This is a genomic window from Streptomyces sp. NBC_01478, from assembly GCF_036227225.1.
Classification (GTDB): Bacteria; Actinomycetota; Actinomycetes; order Streptomycetales; family Streptomycetaceae; genus Streptomyces.
This window is the reverse complement of record NZ_CP109444.1, coordinates 6,731,879-6,750,559: the sequence shown is the minus strand read 5'-3', so window position 1 is coordinate 6,750,559 and position 18,681 is coordinate 6,731,879. Positions and strand designations below refer to the sequence as shown.

Annotated in this window: 16 protein-coding genes; 7 read left to right on the top strand and 9 right to left on the bottom strand. The window is 70.8% G+C overall.

What is annotated here, in order from left to right:
• Positions 1–81: 81 nt before the first annotated feature.
• The 3 genes from OG223_RS30555 to OG223_RS30545 all read right to left on the bottom strand — a co-directional run bounded on the left by OG223_RS30555 (position 82) and on the right by OG223_RS30545 (position 4,071).
• Entirely contained in the window at positions 82–660 is a 579-nt protein-coding gene (locus OG223_RS30555) for a flavin reductase family protein (RefSeq protein WP_329255509.1), read from the bottom strand.
• Complete coding sequence (locus tag OG223_RS30550; protein ID WP_329255506.1) at positions 657–2,777, bottom strand: tetratricopeptide repeat protein; 2,121 nt, start codon at positions 2,775–2,777, stop codon at positions 657–659. Before OG223_RS30550 ends, OG223_RS30555 begins: the two co-directional genes overlap by 4 nt.
• 67 nt (positions 2,778–2,844) lie before the next feature.
• Entirely contained in the window at positions 2,845–4,071 is a 1,227-nt protein-coding gene (locus OG223_RS30545) for a hypothetical protein (RefSeq protein ID WP_329255504.1), read from the bottom strand.
• Positions 4,072–4,413: 342 nt separating this feature from the next.
• Here OG223_RS30545 and OG223_RS30540 point away from each other — a divergent pair, with 342 nt between their 5' ends.
• On the top strand, positions 4,414–5,001 hold the full coding sequence (locus OG223_RS30540; protein ID WP_329255501.1) for a flavoprotein: 588 nt from the start codon (positions 4,414–4,416) through the stop codon (positions 4,999–5,001).
• Positions 5,002–5,074: 73 nt separating this feature from the next.
• Here the strand turns inward: OG223_RS30540 and OG223_RS30535 are convergent, their stop codons facing one another.
• From OG223_RS30535 to OG223_RS30525, 3 genes are all read right to left on the bottom strand, one after another.
• Complete coding sequence (locus OG223_RS30535; protein ID WP_329255499.1) at positions 5,075–7,981, bottom strand: helix-turn-helix transcriptional regulator; 2,907 nt, start codon at positions 7,979–7,981, stop codon at positions 5,075–5,077.
• Positions 7,982–8,387: 406 nt separating this feature from the next.
• A complete protein-coding gene (locus OG223_RS30530; protein WP_329255496.1) occupies positions 8,388–8,861 on the bottom strand; it encodes a MarR family winged helix-turn-helix transcriptional regulator in 474 nt (157 codons plus the stop codon).
• Between the two features lie 141 nt (positions 8,862–9,002).
• Positions 9,003–9,470 carry a hypothetical protein gene (locus OG223_RS30525; RefSeq protein WP_329265561.1) on the bottom strand — a complete coding sequence of 156 codons (468 nt, stop codon included), beginning with the start codon at positions 9,468–9,470 and terminating at the stop codon, positions 9,003–9,005.
• Positions 9,471–9,608: 138 nt separating this feature from the next.
• Here OG223_RS30525 and OG223_RS30520 point away from each other — a divergent pair, with 138 nt between their 5' ends.
• The 4 genes from OG223_RS30520 to OG223_RS30505 all read left to right on the top strand — a co-directional run bounded on the left by OG223_RS30520 (position 9,609) and on the right by OG223_RS30505 (position 12,270).
• On the top strand, positions 9,609–9,944 hold the full coding sequence (locus tag OG223_RS30520; RefSeq protein WP_329255494.1) for a YnfA family protein: 336 nt from the start codon (positions 9,609–9,611) through the stop codon (positions 9,942–9,944).
• A gap of 63 nt (positions 9,945–10,007) precedes the next feature.
• Positions 10,008–10,784, top strand: coding sequence for an SDR family NAD(P)-dependent oxidoreductase (locus tag OG223_RS30515; protein WP_329255492.1), 777 nt, complete (start codon positions 10,008–10,010; stop codon positions 10,782–10,784).
• Positions 10,784–10,960, top strand: coding sequence for a hypothetical protein (locus OG223_RS30510; protein ID WP_329255489.1), 177 nt, complete (start codon positions 10,784–10,786; stop codon positions 10,958–10,960). Before OG223_RS30515 ends, OG223_RS30510 begins: the two co-directional genes overlap by 1 nt.
• Positions 10,961–10,992: 32 nt before the next feature.
• Entirely contained in the window at positions 10,993–12,270 is a 1,278-nt protein-coding gene (locus OG223_RS30505; protein WP_329255486.1) for a GNAT family N-acetyltransferase, read from the top strand.
• Between the two features lie 22 nt (positions 12,271–12,292).
• Here the strand turns inward: OG223_RS30505 and OG223_RS30500 are convergent, their stop codons facing one another.
• On the bottom strand, positions 12,293–13,729 hold the full coding sequence (locus tag OG223_RS30500; RefSeq protein WP_329255483.1) for a hypothetical protein: 1,437 nt from the start codon (positions 13,727–13,729) through the stop codon (positions 12,293–12,295).
• Positions 13,730–13,739: 10 nt separating this feature from the next.
• Positions 13,740–15,077 carry a hypothetical protein gene (locus OG223_RS30495; RefSeq protein ID WP_329255481.1) on the bottom strand — a complete coding sequence of 446 codons (1,338 nt, stop codon included), beginning with the start codon at positions 15,075–15,077 and terminating at the stop codon, positions 13,740–13,742.
• A gap of 436 nt (positions 15,078–15,513) precedes the next feature.
• Between OG223_RS30495 and OG223_RS30490 the strand changes: the two genes are divergently transcribed.
• On the top strand, positions 15,514–16,314 hold the full coding sequence (locus tag OG223_RS30490; RefSeq protein WP_329255479.1) for a hypothetical protein: 801 nt from the start codon (positions 15,514–15,516) through the stop codon (positions 16,312–16,314).
• 39 nt (positions 16,315–16,353) lie between these two features.
• On the opposite strand, the gene OG223_RS30485 is transcribed toward OG223_RS30490, so the two are convergent.
• Positions 16,354–17,547, bottom strand: a complete 1,194-nt coding sequence (locus OG223_RS30485; protein ID WP_329255476.1) for an RtcB family protein — start codon at positions 17,545–17,547, stop codon at positions 16,354–16,356.
• Positions 17,548–17,766: 219 nt separating this feature from the next.
• Between OG223_RS30485 and OG223_RS30480 the strand changes: the two genes are divergently transcribed.
• Positions 17,767–18,603 (top strand): DUF3558 domain-containing protein, encoded by an 837-nt coding sequence (locus OG223_RS30480; protein ID WP_329255473.1) that lies wholly within the window; start codon positions 17,767–17,769, stop codon positions 18,601–18,603.
• Positions 18,604–18,681: the final 78 nt, after the last annotated feature.

Below are 18,681 nucleotides of genomic sequence, written 5' to 3'. Positions count from 1 at the left end.
GACCGACTCTCCCGCCGATGCCGGAGAAGCTCCCGGACCCACGGGTGGAAATCCGGGTGGAGACGCAGGTGGAGGCTCCCCCTAGGGGCTGCTCAGGGACCTTGCCGTCGTCGTACGGCCGTCGAAGCGGAGCAGGGGCCGGCTCTCACGGAAGTCGCCGTACTCGACGGGGTGCCCCAGGACCAGCATGTGGTCGGCGACCGGCACGGCACTGTGCACCCGGCACACCGCCGTGGCCATCGCCTCCTCCAGTACGGGGACACCCTCGACGAGACGATGGGGCACCGTCGCGAACCGGTCGCCGGGCATGGTCGCGAAGCGGTCGGCCAGCGCGGCCGCATCCTCGGAAAGAACGTTGACGGCGAACACGCCCTGCTCCTGGACCGCGGCGAGGGTACGGCTGCCACGCCCCAGCGAGACCAGCAGAAGGGCGGGCCGCAGAGACACCGAGGCGAACGCGGTGACCGTACAGCCGAACAGCCGCTCCGCCCGCCGAGTGGTCACCACGGTGATCCCGGTGGCCCAGGTACGCATGAACCGATGGAAACGGTCCGACACGATCGTGGACTCCGCCAGCCCGTCCCCGGAGATCGGCTCCGCCAGCCCGTCCCGCGAGACCTCCCCCACCACCCCGCCCCTGGGCATCGGGTGGAACGTCATGCCGCACCCACCGCTACAGCCGGGCCGGAGGCCGCTCGGGCGTCGTTCAGGTCGGTTTCCGCTGCTGTGGGGTTGCCGAGTTGCCGGTGGCAGCGGGCGCGCTGTCGGAGGAGTTCGGGCAGGTCGGCGCCCGGGAGGGTGAGGGCGTGGGTGTAGTCGTCGGCGGCGGCCTTCCAGTCTCCGGTCGCCTGGTGGACGTGGGCGCGGTTGTGGCGCAGGTCGGGGTCGTCGGGGCTGACCTCGATCGCGCGGGTCAGGTCGCGCAACGCGGCGACGGGCTCGCCGTCCTCGAACAGGAGCGTGGCGCGGCCCGCCAGCGCCGGCACGCACCCGGGGTCGGCGTCGAGCGCGAGGTCGAAGTCGCGGCGGGCGGCATCCCGCCGGCCGGCCTCCCAGGCGAGCTGCCCCCGGAGCTGGAGCAGCCGCGCGTCGCCGGGGTCGAGCCGCAGCCCCTCCTCCAGGACCGGGAGTGCCGCCTCCACGGCGTCGTTCTCCAGGAGCAGTCCGATGAGGTTGACGCGGGCGTCGAGCTGGTCGGGTTCGAGTTCGACGACGCGGGCGAGGTCGGCGATCGCGCCCTCCGTGTCGCCCGACCTGGCCCGCAAGTCGGCCCGGTTGTAGTGCAGTTCCCAGAACGGCGGACCGAGCGTGATCGCCGTGCCGTAGTCGGCCAGCGCGGCGGCGTCGTCGCCCAGTTTCTGCAGGACGTCGGCGCGGTCGAAGTAGTAGTCGGGGTAGTTCGGGTCGAGCGCGATGACCGCGGTGAAGTCGGCCAGGGCCTCGGTGGGCCGGCCCAGCGCCCCGTGGACCCTGGCCCGGTTGTGGAGCAGCGCCGAGCGGTGCAACCGGTGCCGGTCGGCCGGGAGTTCACGCTCCATCCGGCGCAGCCCATCGTCCACCAGACGGAACGACTCCTCCAGGTTGCCCATGTGCATCTCGACCAGGGCGAGCCCGTTGAGCTGGAACACCGTGTGGAAGGTGCGCAGTTCGGGATCGGGCAGCAGGGTGGCCAGGGTGACCGAGTTGTTGACGTACGCCTTCGCCACCGCGTGGTCCCGCCGCTCCGGCGGATGCAGCCGGGTGTAGAGCATGGACAGCGCGTAGCCGGTGAATATCTGGGTCAGCGGAAGGGTGTACCGGCCGCGTACCTCCAGATAGCAGCGTTCGGCCTCCGCGGTGCGTCCGAGGAAGGCCAGCGCCGAGGACATCTTCCCGGTGACGTGCGCGTACAACTCCGCCCGTCCGGGCCCGACCAGGGTCCGCGCCCGGGGGGCGTAGTCGAGGATCGCGTGCCAGAAACCCATCCCGGCGCAGTGGTAGACCGCTTCGTAGAGGGCGTCGCCGGCCGCCGCGGCCGGGTCGCCGCCGTGTTCGAGGTGGTACGGGATCGCGCCCAGCCGCAGGCTCCGGTCACCGTCGCGCCGTAGCCGCTCGGCCCGTTCGTCGTGCAGTCGGGCGCGGGTGTCCGGGTCTGCGGCCCGGTAGGCGGCCAGTTCGTCCGGGTCGTCGGAGGCGCCGTCGGCGTCGATGTAGTCGTGCAGCAGCCGGTCCTGGTCGCGTGCGGGGCGGGGACCGGGGGCGGGTACCTCGACGGGGCGGGCGTACCGGTCGAGTGCGGCGGCGAGTTCGTCGGTGAGTTCCCCGCCGCGGCTGCCCACGGCGACCGCGACGGGGGTGCCCTGGGTGCGCCGCAGCAGAATCGCCAGGAACTCCTGGTCGGTGTGGTCGGCCTCGTCGGCGTCGGTGAACGCCAGCCGCAGTACGCCGGGAGTGCTCAACCGCGCGTAGGCGACGAGGAGTTCGACCAGGCCGTGGGCGAGCCGGCGCGTGCGCACCGCCGCGTAGATACGGGTCTGCTCCTCCGGTATCGCCAAGGAGGTGAGGGTCTGGGGGCCGGCGCCGATGCGGTCCTGCAACTCCGGTGCCACCGAGAGGATCTCTATGGCGTGCCGGTCCACCAGGTCCGGCCGCCGGTCGTACACCGACGGCACCAGCGCCCTCATCAGGGAGCCGGCTCCGGTGTAGGGACCGCGCAGCCGCCTGTGGCAACTGACGGACACGTCGGCCGGCTCCGGAGCGGATGCCTCGGGGCCGCTGTGCCACAGGCGGGTGTTCATGGAGTCTCCTTACGTCAAGTCATGTCGTATTACGCCGGGTTCACGGCGTTGAGAGTGTTCAGCGCGTTCATCGGGGGAGCTTTCGGTTGCGGGCCGCCTCGCGGCGGGAGACCACGAGCAGCAGGGCGAAGTCGCCGAAGAAGAGGACGAGCGACACGATCGAGTCCCAGAACCCGGCACCGCCCGCCGTGCCGTGCGCCAGTTGCGGTCCGAGCCGGGTGGCGAAGCCCCACAGCAGGGGTACGACGGCCAGCGCGGCGGTCGCCAGCAGGAAGCCCCCGCCGCAGATCGTCAGCAGCGCGAACCACGGCGCCATGAGCCGGTCCCGCGGTGACCACGCCGAGTCGTCGATCGCGTCGGGCGACCGTACTCCCGGCAGTCGGCTCAACCTGCCGCGCACGTACGCGGAGGTCGCCTCGTGCAGGGCCGTGCAGCCGAGCAGGGTCGTGACGACGTAGTACAGGTCCGTGCGCAGGAAGAGATAGAACTGCCAGACCAGCCGCAGCACGATCGTGTAAGCCACGGCCAGCGCGATTCCGCCCGCCCAGGACGGACCGACCGCCGCCACCACGGTCAGCGCGCTGAACAGCAGCACGTCGGCGAGCATCCCCGCGAGGAAGGGCAGATACCGCTTCCTGCGGGGGACGCCGTAGAGCGCGTCCAGATGGGTCTCCACCACCAGGTAGATCAGCCGGCGGCTCATCGTCAGCCTGGTCGGCAGGCCCAGCCTGCGCCCGGCCAGCACGTGGAAGAACTCGTGCCAGCTCACGGCGGGCACCTGTGCCGCCGCCAGGGACAACTGCACCAGCACGAGGGAGGGGCTGAAGAACACGTTGGCGGTGTGCGGGCGCAGTCGGGGCTCCGTCGCCAGCAGGGTGACGCACGCGGTCACCAGGGCCGTGTACGCGGCCCAGGCCGGTGGTGAGAACGCCCACACGCCCAGGCGCTGGAACCGCAGCGGCCGGGGGCTCTTCTCCGGCTCGGGCTCCTCCCCGCCCTTCTCGGTCTCCTCCTTGACGAAGCCCAGTTCGCGCAGGGTCTCGATGAAGTCGCCGATGTCGACGGACTCGCCGAACTCGGTGAGGTACCACCGCGCGGCGTCGTCGCGCGCCATACCGTCGGCGAGCCGGCGCAGCAGCGCCGCACCGTCGTCGGGCAGTACGGCGTAGGACTGGGTGTCCGAGCGGCCCACCACGACACCGTCGGCCTCGTCGACGAACGTCAGGGGGTGGAATTCGATGGCCGACATGGTGTCCCGGGCCTCCTCGCCGGTCCGCAGGGATGTCGATGTCACGGTGCGGGTCCGTACCCGTACCGCCGCCGGTGCACGACGGGTACGGGTACGGGTACGGACCGCAGGCGTCAGCAGCCCTCGGGGCTGTAGAGCGCGGCGGACGACGTGAGCTTGATAGAGCCGGTCTTGCGAACGGTGATCTTCTTCATCTGTTTCACCTCCCTGTGTGGTTCGGGTTGTTCAGCGGTGCCACCCGGTGAGGAGGCGTCCGGCGACGACACTGTCAGCGGGGCGGCGCGGGGACATGGGGGAACGGCACCCGTGTTTCCGGGGCGCCCGCACCCGCGAAAATGGGGGCGCCGCCCCCATACGGCGGGGAGCGGCGCCGGGCAGGGTGGGCGCATGCGAGACGACACCCTTTCAGTCATCGTCTGCGGCTCCAGCGCGGCGAATCAGCTCCCGGCCTACCTGACCTGGTTCCGCCAGGAGATCGACCTCGGTCTGCGCGTGCTGCTGACCCACAGCGCCGCGCGGTTCGTCCAGCCGCAGGTGGTCGCGTGGTACGCCGACGAGGCCTACACCAGCGACGATCCGACGCTCAACCCCACCGAGTTCGCGAAGCGGTCCGCGGGGATCGTGGTGCTGCCCGCCACCGCGAACACGCTCGCCTCCGCCGCGCTCGGCCTCGCGGCCACGCCGGCCCAGACCGCGCTGCTGGCCGCCGACCGGCCCGCGCTCTTCTTCCCGAACATGAACCGGAGCATGTGGGTCAAGGCCCCCGTGCGCCGCCATGTCGCGACGCTGCGGGCCGACGGTCACACCGTGGTCGATCCGCAGGAGCGGGTGGTCTTCGAGCTGTGGCAGCGGGAGAACGCGCTCGGCATCGCCATGCCTCCCCCGGACGAGGCGACCGAGACCGTCGTCGCCTGGCTGGAGAAGACCCTGTCCGCGGAAGAGACCGAAGGCACCGAGGACCCGGGGACCCCGTAGTACCCGTAGTACCCGCAGGTACCTGAAGTCCCCGAAGGCGCCGAGGACTTGGCGGCCTCCCCCGCCGCCCGGCCTACCGCCCCGCGCCCCGCATCGCCGCCGCATACGCGCTGAGCTCGGCCCGGTTGGGCCGCCCGGTCTTCAGCATCAGGCTCGCGACATGCTTCTCGACGGTGCGCGGAGAGATGAACAGCCGGGCGGCCAGGCTGCGGTTGTCGGGCCGGTCCACGAGCAGTTGGAGCACCTCGTACTCCCGCCGCGTCACCCCGAGCAGCCGCAACTGCCGCGGCACCCGGTCGGCGTCCGTACGGTGCGGCACCACGACGCCGATGTGCCGCAGCAGCCCGCGCGACGCGTGGGCGACCGCCGGCACGCCCGTCCGGTGGAAGTGCTCCTCGGCCCGGCGCAGCCAGCCGACCGGATCGCCCCAGCCCGCGCCGTGCGCCTCCTCGGCGACCAGCCGCAGCCCCAGATGGACGGCCATCGGATACGGCTGCCCGAGCGCCCCGGCCTCCCCCACCGCGCCGGCGGCCTCCTCGCCCCGCCCCTGGCGTCCGAGCAGCACGGCCCGGGCCAGCAGCACGAAGTGCCGGTTCCAGCGCAGCCCGCTCGCCTCGGCGGTGTCGACCTCCTGGTACCGCGCCCAGTCGGTCTCCCCGGCGAGCACCTCCAGGAGCAGGGCCAGCCCGTACTGTCCGGCGAGCGGAAACGGCGCGGGCCGTACGGTGTCCTCGGCGGCCGCCCGCGCGAGGTCCGCCCGGGCCCGGTCCCGGTCCTCCTCCAGCAGCGCGCACACCGCCCCGGCCAGGCCGTGGGTGAGCGGTTCCCAGGGTGAGGCCGCCCGGTTCCCGGACCCGTCCGGCGGCTGTTCCGGTGCCGTACTCCTGCCCTGGTGGGCGGCGCAGACGGCCCGGACCGCCGCGAGGCACCCCGCTTCGCCACCGGCGAGCCCGGGGTGGCGGGCCCGGGCCGTGTACACCGCGATGAGGTACTCGGCCGCCGCGTACTCGCCGCGCAGCACATGGTCCAGCGCCAGCAGCAGATCCGCCGTGGTGCGGACGGCCGTGGTGCCCAGGTGCCGGGCCTGCCGGCGCACCCGGGTCAGCGCCGTCCGTTCGCCGCTCGCCAGCCACTCCTGCCCGGCGAGGTGCAGTCTCGCGTGCATCCGCCACAGGGGCAGTTCGTGCGCGTCGGCCAGGGACTGCATCCGGGCGAAGTACGCGGCCGCCTCGTGCGAACCGCGCTGCTGGGCCAGCAGACCGCGCACCCGCCAGGCCCGCCCGGCGATCGCGGGCAGCCCCGCCCGCTCGGCCTTGTGCACCGCGCGTACGGCGAGCCGCTCGGCCCGCTCGGGCTCGTCCAGCGCCAACTGCGCGGCCACGGCGTCGACCTGCGCGGTGTGCCGGTCCTCGGCCTGCGGTCCCAGCACCGCGAGGGCGGCGTCCACATGGGTCAGCCCGTGCGCCTCGCGGCCGTCGGCCTGGCACATCCAGGCCAGCCGGGTGTGCAGCGCGGCCACCCGGACCGCGTCCACGCCCGGTCCGCCCAACTCGTCGAGGGCAAAGGTGAGTTGACGGGCGCGGTCGGTCCGCCCGGTCTCCACCAGCGCGGACAGCAGCTCGTCCAGGACGTCGGCGCGCAGCTTCATGTCGTCGCAGCCGTGCAGCAGTTCCCAGGCCCGCGTCAGCAGATCGGCCGCCGTCTCGGCCCGTCCCGCGGCCAGCATCCGGCGGCCCTCCTCGGCCAACAGCCGTGCCCCGCCGGGCAGATCGTCGGCCGTACAGGTGAGTGCGGCGGCGAACCGGCACCACTGCCCCGGCAGCCCCGGATGCAGCTCGGCCACCGCCTCCGCGGCCCGCCGCGCCAGCCCGGCCCGGTCCGCCGGGGTGAGCCGGGTCAGCAGCGCCTGGGCGGTCATCGGTCCGCAGAACGCGTACCAGTCGGACGAGTGACCGTCCGCGGTCAGCAGGCCCGCGGTGACGGCCGCCCGCAGTCGGCTGAACACCAGGCTTTCGGACAGGTCCTGCGCCTGCCGCAGCACCGAGACCGGGAACCGTTCGCCGATGACCGCCGCCGCCGACAGCAGCCGTAGTCCCTCGGGCCCCAGCTCCGCAGCGCGCCGGGCGATCTCGTGCCCGACCGCGGCCGGAACCGTCACCGGCAGGTCCCCCACCAGCCGGCACCCCTCGGGACCGGACACCAGCACGCCGGTGTCGACCATGGCCCGCAGCACCTCCTCGGCGATGAACGGGTTGCCCCCGCTGTCCCGGTACAGCCGTTCCCGGACCTCGCGCGGTACGTCGCCCACGCCGACGCCCAGCCTGGACGCGGCCAGGTGCGCGACCTCGTCGCGGCTCAGCCGGCCCAGCCGCAGCAGGGTCGCGCTGCGCCGTCGCGCCAGGGCGAGCGCAAGGTCCCAGGCGGCACCGGAGTCGGAACGGAAGGTGGCGAGCAGCACGAAGCCCTGCTCGGAGATGTTGTCCGCCAGGTATTCGACGACGGCCGTCGTGGCCAGGTCGGCGTCGTGCAGGTCCTCCAGGACGAGCAGGCCGCCCCGGCCGGCCCCGGCGGCGGAGACGAGCCGCAGCACCGACTCGGCCAGCAGCGCGGGGGAAACGGGCTGCGCCGCGGGCCCGGGCGCCGCGTACTCGGGCACGAGCCGGCCCAGGACGCCCCGATAGGACCCGAGGGTCCCGCTGTCGGGCCCTTCGCCGTCGCGGAACAGGCGGGCCAGCGCCTCGGTCAGCGGCCGCAGCGGCACCTCCGGGCCGACCGAGGTGGCCCGGCCCTCCAGGACCCGCATCCCGCGAGCGCGCGCCGAAGCTGCGGCCTCCCGGGCCAGCCGGGACTTCCCGGCACCGTCCTCGCCGGACAGCAGGACCGCCGTGCCGCGCCCGTGGCACGCCTGGTCCAACGCCTCCTCCAGCACACGGAGTTCCAGGTCACGGCCCACACACAACGGCGATTCGTCTTCGTTCACGGCCGACATGTCCACCCCCGTGCACTCGTCGTGTCGTCTTGTGGCGCCGTGCGTCGCCCCTTGTGTCGCTCACGAAGCGGCGGCCCTGGGTGAGGGCGCGGCGCTCGGCTCCGCCCGCCCGCCGGACCGCGGTGAGCAGCGTGCTGCGCCGGCACCGGAGTGTCACGCCGAGTTCCGTTGAGCGGACTGACCGCCCGCCCCGGAGCGGGCACCCGGCGCCAGGACCTGTCCGGCGGATCGGGTCGCAGGAAAGGGACAGTGCCTGATCGGCGCCGGTGAGCGGGGTCTGGTGCGTCCAACTGCAAGGCGGAGGAGGGAGGCGACGCGGAGCCGTCGGCGACCGACGACAACGCCGCAGGTGGGCGTGCCAGACCCCGCGTCTGCGACAGGATCCGCCGGACAGGTCCTAGACCTCGCCCGCCCGCAACCGCGCGATCTGCCGGCCGCTGAACTCCACCGTCCGCCTCATGTGCCCGACGATCACGGCGAGTTCGGCGTCCCCCAGGTCGTCGAAGAGGGCGAACCAGCCGCCGCCCAGTCGGTTCCACATGCGCCCGAACTCGGTGATCTTCTCCGGGACGGTCGCCACCAGCACCCGCCGCCGGTCCTCCGCGTCCCGCTCCCGGACGACGTACCCGGCCCGCTCCAGCCGGTCCACCAGCCGCGTCGCCGACCCGGTCGTCAGCCCGGTCAGCTCGGCGACCCGGCCCGTGGTCACGGGCCCGGCCTCCAGCGTGAGCAGGTTCAGACACTGCAGATCGGTCGGGTGCAGCCCCAGCCGGTCGGCGACGGCCTGGTTGAACAGGGCGTACGACGCCATGTACCGCCGTGACACGGAGGACAACTCGTCCAGCAGCCGCGCCCGCGCGTTCCCGGACATGTCGTACCCCTCGTCGCCTGTGCCGTACGGAGATCGAGATCGTACGACGTGGTCGGGAGCGTGGCTCAGGGGTACTGCGGGCGTGGCTCGGAAGAAGTAGCTGTCACCGGGAGCGGGTGTCGTCAGAAGGAGAAGGTGTCGTCAGAAGTAATAGGTGTCACCGGTGTCCAGGACGAGCACCCGCTGCTGGTCGTTGGCCCGGTTCCCGTCCACCGCGCCGCCGCCCCACACCGTGTCCAGCTCCAGCAGCACCTCGGAGGACACGTCCCGCAGGTGCACCCGCAGCTCGATCCGCTCGCCCGCCTCGTCCGCGGCCAGCGCGCCCGTGCGGCACACCACCACCCGCTCCCCCGACCGCGCACACCCCTCCGGCAGCGTCTGCCGGTCCGCGAGCGGCTTCGACCAGCGCAGCCGTACGGTCGCGTCGGGCACCGCCGACGGGCCGTGGTTGCGCGGGGTCAGCCGGACGTCGACGCGGCCCCCGGTCATGACGGCGGAGCCGTGATAGGCGAGATCCGCCTCCGGACCCGGCACACCGGGGGCCGCGCCCATCACCGCGAGCGCGGCACCCGCCACCACGCCGGCCCGTACCACCCGTACTACCCGCATGCCATCCACGTCCCATCCACTCCTCTGTCCGCCCGTACACCCGGTGCACCGCCGCTGCGGTCGTACGGATGTATCCCACGCGGAGCGCACGACAGGCGCCGTCCATCAGGTGACAGCCCCCGTGATGTGATGGCGGCCATGCCCGTCCTCCGCTCCGCAGCCCTCTTCGTCGTCGCCGCCGTCTTCGAGATCGGCGGCGCCTGGCTGGTCTGGCAGGGGGTGCGCGAACACCGCGGCTGGCTGTGGGCGGCCGGCGGGGTCATGGCCCTCGGCGCCTACGGCTTCGTCGCCACCTTCCAGCCCGACGCCCACTTCGGCCGCATCCTCGCGGCCTACGGCGGGATCTTCGTCGCCGGTTCACTGGCCTGGGGCGCGGTCGCGGACGGCTACCGGCCCGACCGCTGGGACATCACGGGCGCCCTGGTCTGCCTGGCGGGGATGGCCGTGATCATGTGGGCGCCGCGCGGAAACTGAGCCCCCCTATCCTGGAGGGAGTCGTACGCACGAACCCGTTGATCCCTCCCGAGGAGCAGCCCCATGGCCACCGCCGCACCGTCCGCCGCCTCCCGTATCGCGGTCGTCACCGGGGCGAGCGGTGGAATCGGCGCCGCCACGGCCCGCCGGCTCGCCTCGGCCGGTTACCGCGTCGTCCTCACCGCCCGCCGCAAGGACCGCATCGAGGCGCTCGCCGAGGAGATCAACGCGAACGGCGGCCAGGCCACGGCGTACGCCCTGGACGTCACCGACCGCGCCGCCGTGGACGAGTTCGCGACCGCCTTCAAGACCATCGGCGTGCTGATCAACAACGCGGGCGGCGCGCTCGGCGCCGACCCGGTAGCGACCGGCGACCCCGCCGACTGGCGCACGATGTACGAGACGAACGTCCTCGGCACCCTGAACATCACCCAGGCCCTGCTCCCCGCCCTCACCGCCAGCGGCGACGGCACGGTCGTGGTCGTCTCCTCCACGGCCGGCCACGGCACGTACGAGGGCGGCGCGGGCTATGTCGCCGCCAAGCACGGCGCCCACGTCCTCGCCGAGACACTGCGCCTGGAGATCGTCGGCACGCCGGTCCGGGTCATCGAGGTCGCGCCCGGCATGGTCAAGACGGACGAGTTCGCGCTGACCCGCTTCGGCGGCGACGCGGAGAAGGCGGCGAAGGTCTACGCGGGCGTCGCCGAGCCCCTCACCGCCGACGACGTGGCCGACACGATCACCTGGGCGGTCACCCGCCCCAGCCACGTCAACATCGACCTCCTCGTGGTCCGGCCCCGCGCCCAGGCCTCGAACACGAAGGTCCACAGGGAGGTGTGATGCCCGACCAAGAGGGCAACCCGGACAACTCCCAAGAGGCCCTGGACAAGCGCAGGTTGGCCGAGGAGACCAGAAACGAACGCAAAGTCTGGTATTTTCTCGGCTACTTCCTCTTCGGCATCCACATCGTCGCCTTCGTGATGATCTACGCGGTGACGCACGCACCGAACAAGTAGCGCCGGCCGGCCACCGCATAAAGTCACCGTCCGTGGACAGACACCTCCCCTTCGACGACCTCTCCAACTTCCGTGACCTGGGCGGATATCCGACCCCGGACGGACGACGAGTCCGCCCGGGACTCCTCTACCGCGCCGACTCCCTGGGCAGGTTGAGCGAGAACAGCGAGAACACGGACGACTGGACCCGCTTCCTCGACCTCGGCATCGGCACGGTGATCGACCTCCGCCACCCCTGGGAGATCGAGCGCAGGGGCCGTGTCCCCGAGCACGCGTCGTTCACGTACCACAACCTGAGCATCGAGCATCGCCCTTACGACCAGGCGGTGTTGACCCCCGACATCGACCCGGGACCGTACCTGGCGGAGCGGTACGCGGAGGTCGCCGAGGACGGCACGGAGGAGATCGGCCGGGCGCTGGAACTGGTCGCGGCCGCAGCCGAGCGGAACACTCCCCTCGTCTTCCACTGCGCGTCCGGCAAGGACCGCACCGGCCTGCTCGCGGCACTGGTCCTCGGCCTGCTCGGCGTCGCCGAGGAGACGATCATCGAGGACTTCACCCTCACCGAACTCGCCACCCCCGCCCTCCTCCTGGCCTGGCAGACCCGCAACGGCGGACGCTCTCCCGTCTGGCCGGCCTGGGGCCACGCTCCGGAAGCGGTCATGCGCCTGTTCCTGGCCGGCCTGACCAGTCGCTACGGCTCGGTCGAGGGCTATGTGACCAAGGCCCTGTCCCTGGACGCGACGGCCCTCTCCACCACCCTGCGCGACCACCTGCTGGAGCAACGGCCCACCGCCTGGCCGGAGTTGACGTACCGCGAGGCCACCGAGGCGGACGCCGCCGCACTCGTCCGCCTCCGGGACGGCGCGGCCCTGTGGCAACTGGCCCGGGGCATCGACCAGTGGAAGCCGGGCGAGAAGGACGAGGCCCACTTCCTCCGCCGCGTGCGGGAGGGCGAGGTCTGGCTGGCGTACGCCGACGAGACCCTGGCCGGCGCCTGCGAACTCTGGTGGGACGACCCGGCTGCCTGGGGCCCGCGCCCGCCCGACGCCGGTTACATCCACCGCCTGATGACGACCCCGCACACGGCACCGCCGGGCACGGGACGCCACCTGCTCGCGCAGGCGGAATCCCGCATCACCGCGACGGGCCGCCCGTACGCCCGCCTGGACTGCCTCTCCTCCAACCCACGCCTGCGCGCCTACTACGAGTCGGCGGGCTACACCGTCGTGGGCGAACAGCGGGCGAAGGACGGCGGGTTGGGGAACCCGTACGCGGTGACGCTCCTGGAGAAGCGCCTCGGCGAGTGACGGAACCACCGGCCGCGCAGGCCTATTTCCGCTGCTGGAAGATCCACTCCCGGATGCCCTCGACGGTGTAGGCGATCGGCCAGGTGGAGTTGTGCTCGACGCCGTGCGCGTTGGCCAGGCCTCCCGCCAGGGTCGAACCCTTCTTGAACGTCGAGTAGTTGACCGTGGTGCCCTTGGCCGTCATGGCCTTGACGTCCGCGGCGAACTCCGCCGCCGTGGACTGGCCGTCCCAGACCGCCCGGCCGACTTTCGTGCCGGCCTTCTCGACGACGGCCATGATGGCGTTCTCCCCGGGATAGGCCTTGGTGTCGCCCTGCGAGACGGTGACCCAGAGGTTCTTCTTCGCCAGCGGCGCGGCCTGGGCGGCGGGCCACTGACCGGCGACGACCCACGAAGCGGCGAAGAGGTCGGGGTACTTGATGTTCAGGCCGAGGGTCATCATCGCCCCCATGGACTGCCCGGTGGAGTACAGCCGGTCCATGTCGATGCTGTACTTGCCCGCCAGCTCCCGGACCAGGTCCACGGTGGTGTCGAAGAGCGAGGTCGGCTTGTAGTCGTCGCCGACGACCACCTCCGGGTACTGCGGCGCCAGCACGAACGCGGGCCGCTCCGCCTGCTCCCCGGGAGCCGCCCAGCACACCGCGCCCAGCCCCTGCACCAGCGTCGCCCGCACGGTGGTGCTGATCAGGCTCGCGTCGTGCATGAAGAGGACCAGCGGATAGGACTTGGCGCGGTCGTAGCCCTTCGGGACGTAGAGGTTGTACGGCAGTGACCTGCCGGTCTTCGGGTCCTTGTACGTGAACTGCCGGAAGTCGTCGACGATCAGGTTCACCGTGTGGCCGGTGGCGACCTTGGTGTCGTCGTCGGCGGCGTAGCGGGTGCCGCCGGTGGTCGTGACGGTGCCGGCCTGGACGACGGTGCCCTTCGCCGCCTTGATGGTGGCCGGCCCGCCCGTCGAGCCGACCTGCGGGCCCGGGATGACGTACGGACTGCTGGAGTCGGACGCCGAGGGCGATGACGACGCCGATGGCTGAGCGCTCCCCGACGCGGCCCCGCCGCCCGAGCCCACACCGCCCCACAGCAAGGCTCCGTCGTCGTCCGGGGAGAGCTCGACGATGACGTACGGCCCGTCCTTGCCCTGGCCGGCGAGGGCCGCACCGGTGTTGGCGTACACCTTGCTGACGGTCCGCCCCTCGACGGCGAAGGACGCCTTCGTGAGCGTGGACGTGTCGATCGCGCTGTCGTACTCGACGGCCACGGCGATGAACTTCTGCCCGTCGCCGTACACCTGCGTGATGGCGGTGGCACCCTTCACATGCCCGCCACCACCGTCACCACTGTCAGCACTGTCACCACTGCTGTCGCTGCTGGAGTCACAGGCCGCGAGGCCCGACGCGACAACGACCGCCGTCGTCCCGGCACCCACGACCCGCGCTAAAAAAGCGCGCCTTGTCGTCATTTTCCACACCTCAGTTCAGGGACTTGATAATGCGCCCGATGCGGGTGGCCGCCTTCTCCGCGGTGCCATGGATGTAGAAACCGTCGACCGCCTCATAGGTGACGTGATCGAAGTTCCATTCATCGGGCATGTTCTTGGCGCCGCCCTCGAACATCGACATGACGAAAGTGCTGGAGAACGACGAATTCTCGCGGATCGCGGTGGCGGTCGTGGTGGACAGCTCCGGTTCCACACCGGCGAAGACACCCTTGCCGACCTGGAAGACCCAGATCGGCACCTGGGCGGTGCCGGTCGGGGTGAAGGTGACGGACTTGGTCGGCGCGCCGGCCTGCGGTCCCTGTACCTGCGTGGTGGTGATGTCGTCGACGACCAGCCGCACCACGACCTTCTTGCCGCTCTCGTACTTGCCGATCCCCTCGGCCACCCGCACGATCTCGTTCCCGAGCCGCTCGCCCTGCGCGGTCAGCAGCGCGAAGCCGGCGTCGTGCAGATCGACGCCGTAGGTCCAGCCCTTGTCCTTGTCGATCGTGTACCGCTTCGAACGGTAGGCCGGGAACTGGTCCCCGCACGCCCCGACCAGCCAGAAGCCGACGGCACCGGGGTACTGCGTCTCGACGTGCGCCACGGCGGCCCCCGCGAGGTCGGCGCTGATCGGCAGGGTGCCGTCGGCCATGACCGAGTCCTGCATCACGCAGGACTGCACGTTGTAGTTGGTCAGGACGGCGATCGGGTTGCCGTCGAGGTCGTTGAAGCGGGCGACGTACACGCCCTTGTCGGAGGGCAGTTGCTCGTTCACGCCGAGCCAGTAGCCGTCGGCGGTGAGGACGTTCCGGTTGACGTTGACGTCGGACTTCCCACTGCCGTAGCCGACTTGGGCGTCCCGCAGACTCTCGACGGCATCGGCAACCGCACTCCTGGTGGCGGCGACGATGTTCTGCACATACGCGGCCGCCCCCGCCGAGGACGAACTCGCCTGCACATGCGGCGCGGAGAAGCAGTGCGTGACGGTGACCATGATGTCCGCGGCGGCGACACCACTGGCCGCGGTGATGGCGGTCCGCATCAGCGCGATCGCCTCCGCGCTGATCGAGGTCAGATCCAGCACGGCCAGCGCGATACGCCGGGACCCGGACTCCACCAGCAGGACCCGGACGTTGAGGTCGTCGTGCACGGCGGTGAAGTTGTCCAGCGGCAACAGCGAGGCGGCGGGCGTGAACACGGCCTTCCCGACCCCCACCTTCAGCCCACCCACCGCCTTCGTGGCGGCCTGCGCGGAACCGGCCCCACCGACCACGGTCGCCGCGAGGGCGGTCGCCGCCCCTGCGACGACGACAGCCCGCCGACTCATCTCACTCTGATTCCGGTACGACTCCATCATGTGCTGTCCTCCGAGACGCTGCGGGTGGGATGGGCTTAACACCCGGGCAGCATCACAGCGAATTTCGAGGCCAGCAATGAGGAACGCGCGCAAACAATGCTTTCACGAATTGAGCATGCATTTGACGTGGGCCGGTGGCCGGAATTCACAGAAATAGGCCTCGAATTCACAGCGATCTCAGAGCGACCGACACCTTGACGACTGCGGGCGACCACACATCCCCAGATTCACCCTAAAGAGTGAATCGTCTAGATCACCCGCACTGCGTCCGAACTGTCGATCCAGGCTCCCGCCACAACATCAACACGACGGCCCCCGACCGGGACTGCCATCCCGACCGAGGGCCTGACCAGCACGGAAGTGGAGCTTCCCTGTGGCTGATTGCGAGCCTATCGCTCACCGGTTCATGGACCTGACAGTCCCTGAGTACGCGTACATGTTCGGGTTCTTGCAGGCGGACGGGCACCTGGCCCAACAGTCGAGGCAACGAGGGCGACTGACCGTTGAGATCAGCGCGCGGGACATCGATCTCCTGCGCAAGTTCCAGAAACTGACGCCGTACAACAGCAGCATCACCGAGCGCACGCGGTCAACGAACTTCGCCGAGACCGCTCACTCTGCGATCTGGACACTGTGCTCGCTTGAAGCCCGCACGAAACTCAACGACCTCGGCCTGCCATACGGTCGTAAGTCGAAGACGATCGCCCCGCCACACGGCGAGTTCTCGCGCCGCGACTACATGCGAGGCGTCATCGACGCAGACGGATCGGTGGGCCGCACGAGCAAGGGCTTCCCCTCCGTCTCCCTCACCACGGCCAGCACGGCCATCGGCACTTACCTGTGCCATTACGTACAGGAGGTCACGGGCGCCGAGCGCAGCATCAAGCGCAACGCTCGCGACGACATCTACAACGTGCTCTACATGATGGAGATCGCCCAAAAACTGTCAGCGCACCTCTACTACCCAGGTTGCCTGTCCCTGGACCGAAAGCACGCAGCCGCCAAGTCGATCGCCACCTGGCTACGCCCTTCTGGCATGCGGGCCGCCCATACCGCACGCCGCTGGGAAGAGTGGGAAGACCGGGTCCTGCTGGAACTCAACAGCCCATCGGCAGCAGCAGAGAAGCTGGGCAGGACCGCCCAAAGCTGCAATCTCCGCGGTTGGCGCCTGCGAACCGGCCAGGTCCCCATGCCAGACCCTCAGTGACTCGATGTGCGAGGCCCCGGGTGGCCGGGGCCTCGCACATCAGCCCTTCACGCAGATGAACTGCTTCAGCTTCGCCACGACCTCGACGAGATCCCGCTGCTGCGCCATCACCTGGTCGATGTTCTTGTACGCACCCGGGATCTCGTCCAGCACGCCGGAGTCCTTGCGGCACTCCACTCCCCGCGTCTGGTCCTCCAGGTCCCGCACCGTGAAGTGCCGCTTCGCCGCGTTGCGGCTCATACGCCGACCCGCCCCGTGCGAGGCCGAGTTGAAGGCCTTCTCGTTGCCGAGGCCCTTCACGATGTACGAACTGGTGCCCATCGAGCCCGGGATGATCCCGTACTCGCCGGAGCCGGCCCGGATCGCTCCCTTGCGGGTCACGAGCAGGTCCATGCCCTCGTAGCGCTCCTCGGCGACGTAGTTGTGGTGGCAACTGATCTCCGGCTCGAAAGTCGGCTTCGCCTTCTTGAACTCCTTGCGGACCACGTCCTTCAGGAGCGCCATCATGATCGTGCGGTTGTACTTCGCGTATTCCTGCGCCCAGAAAAGGTCGTTGCGGTACGCCGCCATCTGCGGGGTGTCCGCGATGAAGACGGCAAGATCACGGTCGACCAGGCCCTGGTTGTGAGCAAGCTTCTGGGCCACACCGATGTGGTGCTCGGCCAGTTCCTTGCCGATGTTGCGGGAACCGGAATGCAGCGTGAGCCACACCACCCCCTCAGAATCGAACAGGAGCTCGAGGTAGTGGTTGCCCCCGCCGAGGGTCCCCATCTGCTTCGCAGCCCGCTCCTCCCGGAACTTCACCGCGTCCGCAACCCCCTCGAACCGCCCCCAGAACCCGTCCCACCCGCCGGTGGCCAGACCGTGCAACCGCCCCGGCTCGACCGGACTGTCATGCATCCCCCGCCCCACCGGAATCGCCTGCTCGATCTTCGAGCGCAGGCGGGACAGGTCGCCGGGGAGGTCGTTGGCCGTGAGGGAGGTCTTGACCGCGGACATTCCGCAGCCGATGTCGACCCCCACCGCCGCCGGGCACACCGCACCCTGCATCGCGATGACCGACCCGACCGTCGCACCCTTGCCGTAGTGCACGTCCGGCATGACGGCCAGGCCCTTGATCCAGGGGAGGGTGGCGACGTTGCGGAGCTGCTGGAGTGCGCCCTCCTCGACCGACGCCGGGTCGGCCCACATGCGGATCGGGACCTTCGTGCCCGATATCTCTACATACGACATTTCGTCCTCATTCCCCCGAAAAACAGCAGAAGTCTAAAATCGCAAAACCGGCGCCAAGGTCAATGAAAGGGACACCGGACCGGCGTTCACGGCTGTGCGTGCGATAGACATTGTCTCCAGGGGGTCCCCCGGTGCGGCAAGCGATTAACCAGCGGGGACACTGGCAGGACCCTTGATCATCGCCCAGAGCCCTTGATCGTCGTCGAGAGGAGCCCGACCGTGCAGCGGAAGGCCTACGTACCCGGCACCGCCGCGCTCCTCGTGGCGCTCCTGGCAAGCTGCACGAGCGGCTCGGCCGACAGCGGTACGACGGACGACGCGAACCCGGGCGAGGCCGGCACGGCGACGTCGGTGGCCCAGCCGGGCAAGTACCGCACGCTCCCGGAACCCTGCGGCGCGGTCGGCCACGGCACGCTGGACTCCCTGCTCCCCGGCATCAAGCAGATCGCGGACGCGGACCAGCGTGAGACGGCGTACGCGGGCGACGCGACGCTGACGTTCGACACGGACCGCAAGGTGGGCTGCCGCTGGAAGGTGGAGTCCACGGACGCGACCGACCATCTGCTGGTCGACTTCGAGCGGGTGGTGTCGTACGACAACGCGGTGAGCGACGCCGCCGAGGCGCAGACCATCTTCGCGACGAAGGAGACGGCGGCGGATCTGCCGGAGCCGACGGCGAGCGCCACGGCGTCGGACTCCGCGACGCCCACCGCCTCCTCCTCCGCCACCCCCTCCTCATCCGCGTCGGCGTCCGCCTCCGGCTCGACCTCTGCTTCCGCCTCCGCCTCGGCCTCGGCCACCGCCTCCCCCACCGGCCTCGAACCCCGCACCCTCTCCGATCTCGGCGACGAGGCGTTCCTCGACGACGCGTTGAGCAGTTCGGGTTCAACGGCCCAGCAGCGCACGGTGACTGTGGTGTTCCGCACGTCCAACGTGGTGGTGACCATCGAGTACGAGGAGCAGCCGGCGACGGTCGGTGTGGTGCCGGACAGCCAGAAGATGCAGGACAGGGCGCGGAAACTGGCCGCGCAGTTGGCCGACGCGCTCAACGGTTAGGGCCTCGGGGAAGGCCTTTCGCGGGGTCGCGCAAAGCCCGTGAACGGAAACCGCACAGGTGGCTCACCGCGTACCGTG